We start from the raw sequence: 12,394 nt of genomic DNA, 5'->3' as shown, positions 1-12,394 counted from the left end.
AGGAGTATGGCGTTGACCGCCGAAGCCCTGCCTGCGGAGCTGCGACGCGTGATCGTGCAGCTCGCGCGGACGCCTCGACTTCTGGTCGCCTGCGACTACGACGGCACGCTCGCGCCGATCGTGGCCGACCCGACCCAGGCCAAACCGCTACCCGAATCCGTGCACGCGCTGCGCTCGCTCGCCGCGCTGCCCGCGACCACCACGGCGGTGATCTCCGGTCGTGCGCTGCGCGACCTCGCGACCCTGTCCCGCCTGCCCGCGGAGGTCCACCTCGTCGGCAGCCACGGTTCGGAGTTCGACGTCGGCTTCGTGCACGGACTCGAACCCGAGGCCACCCAGCTCCGGACCGAGCTGCAGGTCGCCGTGCAGGACGTCGTGCGCGGCCGGACCGGCGTGACGCTGGAGGCCAAGCCGGCCAGCGTCGCCGTCCACGTCCGCCGCGCCGAGCCCGACGTGGCCGAGGCCGTCCTCGACGCCGTGCGCTCCGGCCCCGCCCAGTGGGACGGCGTGCAGGTCACCGAGGGCAAGGCCGTCATCGAGCTGGCCGTGGTGCAGACCGACAAGGGCAACGCGCTCGAGGCGCTGCGCCACCAGGTCGGCGCCACCGCCGCGATCTTCCTCGGCGACGACGTCACCGACGAGAAGGCCTTCGCCCGCCTGCAGGGACCCGACCTGGGCATCAAGGTCGGCGACGGGGAGTCGCTGGCGGCGCACCGGATCAGCAGCACCACCGACGTGGCCACCGTGCTGGCGTTCCTCATGGAGGAGCGGCGCACCTGGCTCTACGGCGAGCAGGCTCCGCCCATCGAGCGGCTGACCATGCTGTCCAACGAGCGCACCATCGCGCTGGTCACCCCGGACGCCCGGGTGACCTGGATGTGCCACCCCGGGCCGGACTCGGCCGCGGTGTTCGCTGACCTGCTCGGCGGCCCGACCGCCGGGCACTTCAGCATCCGCCCGCACGCCAGCGGCAACGGCGGTCAGCGCAGCCCGCTGCCGCTGGGCCAGCGCTACGTGCCCAACACGATGACCGTGGAGACCCGCTGGTCGCGGCTGCTGGTCACCGACTACCTCGCGCACGGCACCGACAGCCACCGCACCGACCTGGTGCGCGTCATCAGCGGCAGCACCACGGTGACCGTGGACTTCGCGCCGCGGCCGGAGTTCGGCCAGGTGCCGGTGCGGATCACGCCCGAGGCCGGGGGCCTGCGCGTGCAGGGCACCTCCGAGCCGATGGTGCTGTACTCGCCGGGCGTGCAGTGGGAGATCACCTCCGACGGGATGCACCAGTCGGCGAAGGCCGTCATCGAGCTCACCGACGGTGAGCCGGTGGTGCTGGAGATGCGCGGCGGCACCGAGGACCTCACGCCCACCGACGAGCCCGCCCGCCGGGCCGAGGCCGAGGCCTACTGGTCGGAGTGGATGAAGACGCTGTCGCTGCCGGAGGTCGAGCGCGACCTGGTGGCCCGCTCGGCGCTCACGCTGCGCGGCCTGGTGCACTCCGACACCGGCGCGATCATGGCGGCGGCCACCACCTCGCTGCCCGAGGAGATCGGCGGTGTCCGCAACTGGGACTACCGCTACTGCTGGCTGCGCGACGGCGCCATGACCGCCCAGGCGCTGGTCACGCTCGGCTCCAACACCGAGGCGGAGGACTTCCTGGACTGGCTGCACCGGGTGCTGGAGAGCGTCCCCGGGCCGGAGCGGCTGCACCCGCTGTACTCGCTGCAGGGCACCGGTCTCGGCCCGGAGGCCGTGATCGACAGCCTGCCCGGCTACGCCGGTTCGCGTCCGGTGCGCGTCGGCAACCTCGCCGACCAGCAGGTCCAGCTCGACGTGTTCGGGCCGGTCGTGGAGCTCATCGCGCACCTCGCGCAGGCCACCGGCCGGGTCAGGGACAACGACTGGGAGCTGGTCACGGCGATGGCCGACGCGGTCGGCAAGCGCTGGTTCGAGCCCGACCACGGCATCTGGGAGGAGCGCGACGCGCCGCGCCACCACGTCTACTCCAAGGTGATGTGCTGGGTGACGCTGGACCGCGCCGTCAAGATCGCCGAGGCCTACGGCCGCGAGCTCGACGACGCCTGGGTCCCGCTGCGCGACCAGATCGCCGAGGACGTGGTGAAGAACGGCTGGCACCCGGACGTGCAGGCGTTCACCACCGCCTACGAGGGCTCCGACCTGGACGCGGCCTCGCTCTACGTCGGGCTGTCGGGCCTGATCGACCCGTCCGACGAGCGGTTCCGCGCCACCGTCACCGCCATCGAGGCGGAGCTGCGCAGCGGCTCCACCGTCTACCGCTACCGGCGGGACGACGGCCTGCCCGGTGACGAGGGCGGGTTCCACCTGTGCGCGGCGTGGCTGATCGAGGCCTACCTGCTCACCGGCCGCCGCACCGAGGCGGAGGAGCTGTTCCAGCAGATCGTCGACACCGCCGGTCCGACGGGCCTGCTGTCGGAGGAGTACGACCCGATCGCCGAGCGCTCGCTGGGCAACCACCCGCAGGCGTACTCGCACCTGGGCCTGATCCGCTGCGCCCAGCTGCTCTCCGCCTGACGCACCTCCCGAGAAGGGCCGCCCACCACCCGGTGGGCGGCCCTTTCCATTTCGGTTGGTCACGTTTCGGGGTTTTGGGCCACTCGGGTGATCTCGTCCGGTTAGCCTCGGCGCGAGATCCTGCGGAAAGGGGGAAGCCATGACGGCGTTGCTGGTCGTGCTGGTGCTGCTGCTGATCGTGGTCGCGGTCGTCGCCGTGGTGCTCGGGATGCGGGCGCGGCGCGCGGAGCGCCAGGGGGAGTCGACGGCGGGAACGCCGCAGGACCCCTTCGGCACGGGTGACCAGGACTCGCTGCGCGGTGATCCGCGCGCGCTCAAGGCCGGGGACATCGTGGAGATCCGCTCGACGACCTACACCGTGCGCGGCAGCCTGCGCCTCGACGAGGGCGGCTGGAGCTGGTCGGAGCACCTGCTCGACGACTCCAAGGGAACCCAGGTGTGGCTGGCGGTGGAGGAGGACCCGGATCTGATCCTGACCATGTGGACGCCGGTGACCGGGGTCGGAGCGCCGGGCGCCCCGACGATCGAGCACGAGGGCCGCACCTACCGCTCGGGCGAGTCGGGTTCGGCGAGCTTCCGCAGCGAGGCGACCACGGGCCTGGATGCGCAGGGGACCGTGCGCTACCACGACTACGAGGCTGCCGACGGCGCGCTGCTGGGCTTCGAGTCCTACGGCGGTGCAGCGTGGGAGGCCACCGCGGGCGAGAAGCTCGGCCGCTACGACGTGCTCATCTACCCGACGGCGGACTGATCGATGAAACCCAGGTACTGGTTCGTCATCGCGGGCGCTGCCGCGGTGATCGCCCTCATCGTCGCGATGGTGCTGATCTTCGCCGGTGGTGGCGGGCCGCGCGGCTACGTGCAGCAGCACTACACCCGCGCCGCGCACCTCGACATCGCCGGGGACGACGACAACGAGGCCTACACCAGCCCGAAGCCGCCGCGGACCGTCGCGGGCGAGATCACCGCCAAGTGGCGGCCCCAGGCGCAGACCACCGACGCCTCGGGCGTCTACCTGCGCTACTCGGACGACGCGGTGATCATCCAGCCGCAGCGGACCGGCTCGGTCATCCACCTGATGGACGCCGACCGCGCCTACCGCCACTACCACAGCCACGTCGCGCACGTGTGGGGCTGGAGCTCCACGCGCGGCGAGACCTTCCGGGGCGGCGGTCCGGGAGTCGGCAAGTGACGCGCGGCCCCGCCACCGCACCTCGACCTCCGCGCGCGGTTCCGGCCGCGCGCTGACGCACTCACCACACGGGAAGGGCACCACCTTGCTCCACGAACTGCTCGCCGGCCTGTTCGCCGCGGTCGCCTACGGGGTGATCGGGGTGGCGATGATGGCCCTCGGCTACGTGCTCGTCGACCTCGCGACCCCCGGCAGGCTGCGCGACCTGATCTGGGTGCAGCGCAACCCGAACGCCGCGCTGCTGCTGGTCTCCGGCCTGCTCGGCGTCGGCATCATCCTCACCACCGCGATCATGGCCAGCTCCAACGACCTGCTCGTCGGCCTGGTCGGCACCGTCGTTTACGGGCTGCTCGGGCTGATCCTGATGAGCCTGTCCTTCCTGCTCATCGACGCCATCACGCCCGGCAAGCTCGGCGACGAGCTGGCCTCGCCGGACATGCACCCGGCGACCTGGGTGTCGGCGTCCGCGCACCTGGTGATCGCGGTCCTGATGGCCGCGTCGATCTACTGATCCACCCGTGACGACGACCGAAGCCGCTCCGGCACAACAGGATTCGGCCCCGGCGCCGCCCAACCGCGGGGCGCGGTTCGCGGTGCTGGTGGCGGTGTTCGTCTGCGCCGCCTGCGGCCTGGTCTACGAGCTCGCGCTGGTCGCGCTCGGCAGCTACCTGATCGGCGACACCATCGGGCAGGCCTCGATCGTGCTGTCGCTCATGGTGTTCGCGATGGGCGTCGGCGCGCTGGTGGCCAAACCCCTCCAGCCGTGGGCGGCGGCCTCGTTCGCCGGGATCGAGCTGGCGCTGGCGCTGCTCGGCGGGCTCAGCGTCCTCGGGCTCTACGCGGCGTTCGCGTGGCTGAGCCTGTACCTGCCGGCGCTGATCGCGACCGCGCTGGTGCTGGGCCTGCTCATCGGCGCCGAGATCCCGCTGCTCATGGTGCTGCTGCAGCGCATCCGCAGCCAGGACGCGGGGTCGGCGGTGGCCGACCTGTTCGCCGCCGACTACGTCGGTGGCCTGGTCGGCGGGCTGGCCTTCCCGTTCCTGCTGCTGCCGCTGTTCGGGCAGGTGCAGGGCGCGCTGCTGGTGGGGATGCTCAACGCCGCCGCCGGGCTGGGCCTGGTGCTCACGGTGTTCCGCCGGGAGCTGTCCAAGCGCGCCCGGCTGCTGCTGATCGGCGCGTCGGCGCTGGTCGCGGGCCTGCTGCTGGGCGCCTACGCCTACGCCGACGACTTCGAGGTCACCGCGCGGCAAGCGCTGTACTCGGCGCCGGTGGTGCACGCCGAGCGCACGCCCTACCAGGACGTGGTGCTCACCGAATCGGTGTCGCTGAGCGGGGTTCGGGACACGCGGCTGTTCCTCAACGGGGACCTGCAGTTCAGCTCGGTCGACGAGTACCGGTACCACGAGGCCCTGGTGCACCCGGCGATGTGCGGGCCGCGCGGGCGCGTGCTGGTGCTCGGCGGCGGGGACGGCCTGGCGCTGCGGGAGATCCTGCGCTACCCGGACGTGCGCGAGGTGACGCTGGTCGACCTCGACCCGGCGGTGCTGAAGCTGGCCCGCGACGACGAGCGCGTCTCCTCGCTGAACCACGACGCGTTCCGCGACCCGAGGGTGCACGCGATCCCGGCCGACGCGTTCAGCTGGCTGCGGGAGAACCGGGACCGCTACGACGTGGTGTTCGTCGACATGCCCGACGCCGACTCGACCGCGACCGCGAAGCTGTACTCCGCCGAGTTCTACGGCCTGGTCCGGCAGGCCATGACCGACCGGGCGCGGATGGTCGTGCAGGCCGGGTCGCCGTACTTCGCGCCGAAGGCCTACTGGTGCGTCGAGGCGACGCTGCGCTCCCTCGGCCTGGCCACCACGCCCTACGAGGTCTCGGTCCCGGCCTTCGGCGAGTGGGGGTTCCACCTGGTCACCCAGGGCTCAACGCCCCCGGAACCGCGCCTGCCCGACGACGTCCCGCCGCTGCGCTCCCTCGACGCGGACACGCTGCGGGCGGCCCGGACGTTCCCGCCGGACCGCGCCCGCCTCCCGGACCTGCGGCCCTCGACCCTGATGCACCCGACGATCCTCGACTACGCCCAGGGCGAGTGGACCAACTACTGACCCGGCCCGATTTCCGCGGAAATCGGGTCCACCGCGGGTCACGGGCCGAACCAGAACTCCTCGCCGGAGCGGGGCGGGCCCGAGGTCGAGCCGGTGATGAGCTGGGTCTCGAGCTGGATGTGGCGGGGACGGCTGGGCTCGGCGGTCTCCAGCAGGAGGCGACCGGCGGCGCGGCCCTTCTCCAGCCAGGGCTGGCGGACCGTGGTGAGCCCGGCGCGCTCGGCGTCCGGGATGCCGTCGAAACCGGTGATCGTGAGGTCCTCGGGCACCCGCAGGCCGCGGTTGCGGGCCTCGCGCAGCGCGCCCAGCGCCAGGATGTCGGAGGTGCACACCAGCGCGGTGATCTCCGGGTCGATCTCCAGCGCCTGCGCGGCGGCGGAGGCGCCCGAGTCCAGCGTGTGGTCGAAGCGCTCCACGACCGGCACCGTCGTCCAGTCCACGCCGGCCTCGCTGAACTCCTCGGCGAGCGCGGTCAGGCGGGCCTTCTGCACGTGGAAGCTGGCGTTGGCCTGCCGCTGCACGGTGGCGGGACCGTCGTTGCGGCCGCGCGCCAGGCGCATGCACAGCACGCCGATGCGGCGGTGCCCGAGCCCGATGAGGTGATCGGCGACGGCCTTGATGGCCTTGCGGTCGTCCGGGCCGACCCAGTCCAGGTTGTCCAGGCGCGGCTGGTCGCACACCACGACCGGGACGGGGCGCTCCAGCACGGCTGCCAGGTGCGGGTCGTCCTCGGGAACGGAGTACACGACGAAGCCGTCGACGCCGGCGCGGTGCACCGAGGCGACGTCCTCGCGCTCCGGGCTGGCCGGGATGAGCGTCAGCCCCTGACCGGCGTCCTCGCAGGCCAGCGCGAGCCCTTCCAGGAAGCCGACGGCTCCCGGGTCGCGGAAGGCGTAGGAGAGGTTCTCGGTGAGCAGCAGGCCGACCGCACCCGCCTTGCGGGTGCGCAGCGAGCGTGCGACCGGGTCCGGCCCGGGATAGCCGAGCCGCCGCGCCGTCTCCAGGACGCGCTTGCGCAGCTCAGGAGACAGCTGATCCGGACGGTTGTAGGCGTTCGACACCGTCGTCCGGGAAACCCCGAGTTCCGCAGCGAGCGACGCGAGGGTCGCAGGCCGCCGGGCATTCGTTGACCGCGCCATGGAGGAACCGTAACGGTTCAGATCCCGAGGGTGAAGCGAGCATGACCTACGTCCCACTGATGTTCGAACGCTGAACACGGCGCGATGTACGCTGATCACTGTCCGAAATGGTTCGCTCGGGGGAGTGACGGAAACACTTTCGGCGGATAGCGTCCTCTGGACCATTTGTAGTGAAGGGTGTCACATATGGCTGAGGTCGCGTACGTCAACGCCTCGCGCGTCTATCCCGGCAGCCCGCCGGTCAAGGCCGTTGACCAGCTGGAACTGGACGTCGCCGACGGCGAGTTCCTCGTTCTGGTGGGGCCCTCCGGGTCCGGGAAGTCCACCGCGTTGCGCATGCTGGCCGGGCTCGAGGACATCGACGAGGGCGGTATTTCCATCGGTGGCAGCGATGTCACCAACACCCCGCCGAAGGCGCGGGACATCGCGATGGTCTTCCAGTCCTACGCGCTCTACCCGCACATGACGGTCGCCGAGAACATGGGCTTCGCGCTCAAGCTGCGCAAGACCCCGAAGGCCGTCATCAACGAGAAGGTGACCGAGGCCGCGCGGATGCTCGACCTCGAGAAGTACCTGGACCGCAAGCCCAAGGCCCTGTCCGGCGGTCAGCGCCAGCGGGTCGCGATGGGCCGCGCGATCGTCCGCGAGCCCAGCGTGTTCCTGATGGACGAGCCGCTGTCCAACCTGGACGCCAAGCTCCGCGTGGAGACCCGCGCGAACATCGCCGCGCTGCAGAAGCGCCTGGGGACCACGACCATCTACGTCACCCACGACCAGGTCGAGGCGATGACGATGGGCCACCGCGTGGCGGTGCTCAAGGACGGCCTGCTGCAGCAGGTGGCCTCGCCGCGCGAGCTGTACGAGAACCCGGCGAACGCGTTCGTCGCGGGCTTCATCGGCTCCCCGGCGATGAACCTCAAGACGGTGCCGCTGAGCAGCGAGGGCGCGGTGCTCGACGGCACCACGGTCCCGCTGTCCCGCGAGTCGCTGGCCGCCGCGGGCGACCTCAAGGAGGTCACCTTCGGCGTGCGTCCCGAGGCCCTGGAGCTGACCTCCAGCGAGGCCGAGGGCCTGGACATGACCGTGGAGCTGGTCGAGGAGCTGGGCGCCGACGCGCTCATCCACGGCTCGATCACGGTCGGCGGCTCCTCGGAGCGCTTCGTCGTGCGCGCCGACGGCCGCACGCCCCCGGCGCTGGGCCAGAAGGTCAAGGTCGCCCTCCGCGACGCCGGTGAGGTGCACCTGTTCCACCCCGAAACGGGTGTCCGCCTGGCCGCCTGATCGGTTTCGATCGCCGCCGTCTCCTGCGGGGTCGGCGATCGCGTCAACGCCCTCGTCCTGGTTTTCCGGGCGGGGGCGTTGTTGCTGCTTGTGGGGCATGTCGCGTTCGGAAATACGACGGGTTCTGGTGCGTTTGGTTGAAGGGCGCCTAGACTGCTGTTGACAACGGTTACCGTTACCGTTCGCATCTGGAGTCGCTCGACAGCGTCCTGCCTGATCACCCGGGAGTGCCATCCATGACCGTCCGCAGCCGCACAGCTGTGACCGCATTAGCCGGAATGACCGTCGGCGTCATCGCGCTGACCGGTTGCTCGGCGGGTCAGCCCGCCGCACCCGGGCCCGACGACAAGGTCAAGGTCGTCGCCTCGACCAGCGTGTGGGGCAGCGTCGCGCAGGCCGTCGGCGGCGACGCCGTCGAGGTCGAGTCGATCATCAACGACGCCGGGGCCGACCCGCACTCCTACGAGAGCAGCCCGCAGGACGCCGCCAAGATCAGCGACGCGAACCTGGTGGTGCTCAACGGCGGCGGCTACGACGAGTTCATGACCCAGATCCTGGGCCAGAGCGCCAAGCCGACCGTGCAGGCCGTCGACTCCGAGCACCCCGAGCCCGCCCCGGCGGAGGGCGAACACGGTGGTGAGCACGGCGGTGAGCACGCGGGCGAGCACGCCGAGGAGCCGCACGGCGAGCACGCCGGGCACGACCACTCGGTGAACGAGCACGTCTGGTACGACCTGCACGCCGTGCACGAGGTCGCCGACAAGATCGCCGCCGAGCTCGGCAGGATCCAGCCCGCCAAGGCGCAGCAGTTCGAGGCCAACGCCGCCGGTTTCGAGCAGCAGGTCGCCGGGCTGGAGAAGCGGGTCGGCGAGATCGCCGCGGCGCACCAGGGCAAGCCGGTGATCGTCACCGAGCCGGTGGCCCACTACATGATCGAATCCGCCAAGCTGAACGACGTGACCCCGCCGTCGTTCGTCAACGCCATCGAGGCCGAGACCGACCCCTCGGCGGCGGCCGTCGCCGACGTCCAGAACGCGATCAACGGGCGTCAGGCCGTCGCCGTCATCTACAACCCGCAGACCGAATCGCCGGTCACCCGCAACGTGCGCACCGCCGCCGACGCGCAGCGCATCCCGGTCGTGGAGATGACCGAGACGCTGCCCGAGGGCGCCGGTTACGTGCAGTGGATGGACGCGCAGATCACCGCCTTGCAAGGTGCCCTCAACCGATGACCTCCGAACAACTCGCAGAAGCGGACCCGGCGGCGGCGCAGGACGGCGCCGGGTCCCCGGCCGTCTCGCTGCGCGGCGCGACCCTCGCCTACGGCGAGCGGACCCTGTGGTCCGGCCTGGACCTCGACGTCGCACCGGGCGAGTTCGTGGCCGTGCTCGGCCCGAACGGCTCGGGCAAGACCAGCCTGCTCCGGGTGCTGCTCGGGCTGCAGGAGCTCAACTCCGGGACCGTCCACATCGGAGGGGAACCGGCGCGGCGCGGCAGCGACCGGATCGGCTACATCCCGCAGCAGCGGGCGCTGGAGGCCAACGTCACGGTGCGCGGCAGCGACCTCGTCGGCCTCGGCCTCGACGGCCACCACTGGGGTCTGGGCTTCGGCGGCCGCCGGGAGCGCAAGCGCCGGGTCGCCGACGCGCTGCGCGCGGTCGAGGCCACCGAGTACGCGAAGATGCCGGTCGGCCTGCTCTCCGGCGGTGAGCAGCAGCGGCTGCGGGTGGCCCAGGCGCTGGTCAGCGACCCGTCGGTGCTGCTGTGCGACGAACCGCTGCTGTCGCTGGACCTCTCGCACCAGCGCAAGGTGTCGCGGCTGATCGCCGAGCAGGCGCGCCGCACCGACGCGGGCGTGCTGTTCGTGACCCACGAGATCAACCCGGTGCTGCCGCTGGTGGACCGGGTGCTGTACCTGGTCGACGGCCGGTTCCGGATCGGCACGCCGGACGAGGTGATGAACTCCGAGACCCTCTCGGAGCTGTACCGGACCGACATCGAGGTGGCCCGGGTCGGCGGTCGTCTCGTGGTGGCCGGGGCCGAGAACGACGAGCACCACGTGGTGGGGGCGGACGAAGCGTGAACGACGTCGGTGAGTCGCTGAGCAAGGTGCTCGACTTCGACACCATGATCAACCTGCTCGGTTACCCGTTCGTGCAGCAGGCGCTGCTGGCGGCCGCCGCGCTCGGCCTCGTGTCGGGCTGCCTGGCGCCGCTGGTCGTGGCCCGCAAGATGTCCTTCGCCGTGCACGGCACCGCCGAGCTGGCCTTCACCGGCGCCGCCGCGGCGCTGCTGGTGGGGGTGAGCGTCGGCGTCGGCGCGCTGGCCGGTGCGGTGGTGGCCGCGCTGCTGCTGGGCCTGCTGGGCCAGAAGCAGACCGAGCGCGACTCGGTGATCGGCGCGATCCTGTCGTTCGGCCTGGGCGTGGGCGTGTTCCTGCTGTGGCTGAACCCCGAGCGCACCGCGAACAAGTTCAGCCTGCTGGTGGGGCAGATCGTCGGCGTGGACTCGGCCGACGTGCTGCTGCTCAGCGGCTGCGCGGTGGTGGTGCTGCTGGTGCTGGCCTTCGTGTACCGGCCGCTGCTGTTCGCCAGCGTCGACCCCGACGTCGCCACCGCGCGCGGTGTGCCGACCCGCGTGCTGACCCCGCTGTTCGCGGTCCTGGTCGGCGTGGCGACGGCGTTGGGCGTCTACACCGTGGGCGCGTTGCTGGTGCTGGCCCTGATGGTCACGCCGGGCGCGGCGGCCGCGCGGGTGACCGCGAGCCCGGTGCGCGCGACCGTGCTGGCCGTGGTGTTCGCGGAAGTCGCCGTGCTGGGCGGCATCCTGCTGTCGCTGGCGCCGGGCGCGCCGGTGAGCGCGTTCGTCACGATCATCTCGTTCGTGATCTACCTGGTCTGCCGGGCCGTCGGCACCCGCCGCCTCGCGCGGGCCTCGCGGGTCCCGGCCGCGGCCTGACCGGGCTCAGCCGAGACCGAGGTAGCGGCGCTCGTTGAACGGCTCCCCCGAGCAGGAGGCGCCGAGGTCGTGGCCGATGCGCTCGATGACGTCGGCGAGTTCCAGGCGGGCCAGCCAGTTCCGCGGCAGCACGGCCGTGCCGTGGCGGGCGCCGAGGATGCTGCCGGTGACGGCCGCGGTGGAGTCGCTGTGGCCGGAGTGGTTGACCGCCAGCCGGATCGCGTCGGCGAACTGCTCGGGCTTGGGCAGCGCGAGCGCGCAGTAGACGCCGATGGCCAGCGCCTCCGGGCCGATCCAGCCCTGCCCGAGGCGTTCGATGTGACCGACGCTGGCGCCGAGCCGGGACAGCGTGGCGGCCTCGGCGAGCGCGTTGGCGGTCTCGAAGTCCTCCCGCAGCACGCGTCCTGCGGCCTGGTCGACGGCCGCGGGCAACCGGCGCTGCTGCACCGCGACCAGGTGCACGATCAGCGCGAGCGCCCCCGCCGAGGACCAGCCGCCGACGCCGCCGTGCGTCAGCGCCGCGCACTGGCAGGCCAGCTGGTAGGCCATCTCGCCGGTGGGGGAGAAGCCGATGGGGGTGCTGCGGTCCAGGCCGCCGCAGCCCTTGGAGGTGTTGCGCGGCCGGTCCGGCGTGCCGAGCTCGGGTTCCTCCAGCGCGCGCAGGCTGGTCAGGCCGGGTGCGCGGCTGACGTAGAGCTCGGGCTCGGCGAGCAGCCCGGTGGCGCCGGGCGCGGGCTTGTCCTCCTGCTGGGTCAGCAGCCAGCGGCGCAGCGCCGCCGCGGTGGACTCGACGGGCCGCCACTGGCCACCGCTGTTGCCCGTGGTCCAGGCGTGCAGGTAGCCCTCGCCGGCGAACAGCGCCATCTGGGTGGCGTCGCCGAGCAGTGCCTGGGGGGCGGGTTCGGTGAGTCCGTCCGGTCCGAACTCGGCGCGGATGTCCTCCAGCGGCGAGTACTCCACCAGGGTGCCGAGCGAGTCGCCGAGGGCGCCGCCCAGCAGGCAACCCACCGCCCGATCGACCACTGCGGACGTCGTCGGCACGGGTGGTGCTCCTTCCGCGGCGTCCCACTACGCCACTCGTTCGGGTGATCGACGCCCTCAGACTTTACTTGCCCGCTTCGGCGGCCGGGAGACGTTCACCGCAGACGGAAGCGGAGTGT

11 protein-coding genes are annotated in these 12,394 nt (G+C 72.0%); 9 read left to right on the top strand and 2 right to left on the bottom strand.

Features of this window, described 5'->3' with window-relative positions; genetic code table 11:
- Positions 1-6 precede the first annotated feature (6 nt).
- The 5 genes from otsB (at position 7) to BM424_RS09925 (ending at position 5,856) form a co-directional block, all read left to right on the top strand.
- Complete coding sequence (otsB, locus tag BM424_RS09945) at positions 7-2,556, top strand: trehalose-phosphatase (protein WP_217649658.1); 2,550 nt, start codon at positions 7-9, stop codon at positions 2,554-2,556.
- A 139-nt stretch (positions 2,557-2,695) separates the two neighbouring features.
- Positions 2,696-3,307 carry a DUF4178 domain-containing protein gene (locus BM424_RS09940; protein ID WP_093415527.1) on the top strand — a complete coding sequence of 204 codons (612 nt, stop codon included), beginning with the start codon at positions 2,696-2,698 and terminating at the stop codon, positions 3,305-3,307.
- 3 nt (positions 3,308-3,310) lie between these two features.
- Positions 3,311-3,748 (top strand): DUF4247 domain-containing protein, encoded by a 438-nt coding sequence (locus BM424_RS09935; protein ID WP_093415526.1) that lies wholly within the window; start codon positions 3,311-3,313, stop codon positions 3,746-3,748.
- Between the two features lie 85 nt (positions 3,749-3,833).
- Positions 3,834-4,259, top strand: coding sequence for a DUF350 domain-containing protein (locus BM424_RS09930; protein ID WP_093415524.1), 426 nt, complete (start codon positions 3,834-3,836; stop codon positions 4,257-4,259).
- Between the two features lie 7 nt (positions 4,260-4,266).
- On the top strand, positions 4,267-5,856 hold the full coding sequence (locus BM424_RS09925; protein ID WP_093415523.1) for a polyamine aminopropyltransferase: 1,590 nt from the start codon (positions 4,267-4,269) through the stop codon (positions 5,854-5,856).
- 38 nt (positions 5,857-5,894) lie between these two features.
- Here the strand turns inward: BM424_RS09925 and BM424_RS09920 are convergent, their stop codons facing one another.
- Complete coding sequence (locus tag BM424_RS09920) at positions 5,895-6,995, bottom strand: LacI family DNA-binding transcriptional regulator (protein WP_093415521.1); 1,101 nt, start codon at positions 6,993-6,995, stop codon at positions 5,895-5,897.
- 186 nt (positions 6,996-7,181) lie between these two features.
- Between BM424_RS09920 and BM424_RS09915 the strand changes: the two genes are divergently transcribed.
- From BM424_RS09915 to BM424_RS09900, 4 genes are all read left to right on the top strand, one after another.
- Entirely contained in the window at positions 7,182-8,276 is a 1,095-nt protein-coding gene (locus BM424_RS09915) for an ABC transporter ATP-binding protein (RefSeq protein WP_093415520.1), read from the top strand.
- A 278-nt stretch (positions 8,277-8,554) separates the two neighbouring features.
- Positions 8,555-9,508 carry a metal ABC transporter solute-binding protein, Zn/Mn family gene (locus tag BM424_RS09910; protein WP_245775733.1) on the top strand — a complete coding sequence of 318 codons (954 nt, stop codon included), beginning with the start codon at positions 8,555-8,557 and terminating at the stop codon, positions 9,506-9,508.
- Positions 9,505-10,359, top strand: a complete 855-nt coding sequence (locus BM424_RS09905) for a metal ABC transporter ATP-binding protein (protein ID WP_093415517.1) — start codon at positions 9,505-9,507, stop codon at positions 10,357-10,359. Before BM424_RS09910 ends, BM424_RS09905 begins: the two co-directional genes overlap by 4 nt.
- A gap of 44 nt (positions 10,360-10,403) precedes the next feature.
- Complete coding sequence (locus BM424_RS09900) at positions 10,404-11,234, top strand: metal ABC transporter permease (protein WP_217649677.1); 831 nt, start codon at positions 10,404-10,406, stop codon at positions 11,232-11,234.
- Positions 11,235-11,240: 6 nt separating this feature from the next.
- On the opposite strand, the gene BM424_RS09895 is transcribed toward BM424_RS09900, so the two are convergent.
- Entirely contained in the window at positions 11,241-12,275 is a 1,035-nt protein-coding gene (locus BM424_RS09895) for an ADP-ribosylglycohydrolase family protein (RefSeq protein WP_093415513.1), read from the bottom strand.
- Positions 12,276-12,394 lie beyond the last annotated feature (119 nt).

The organism is Saccharopolyspora flava (assembly GCF_900116135.1).
In the GTDB taxonomy this organism is placed as follows: Bacteria; Actinomycetota; Actinomycetes; order Mycobacteriales; family Pseudonocardiaceae; genus Saccharopolyspora; species Saccharopolyspora flava.
The sequence above is the reverse complement of the archived record's forward strand: the minus strand, read 5'-3'. Positions and strand labels throughout refer to the sequence as shown.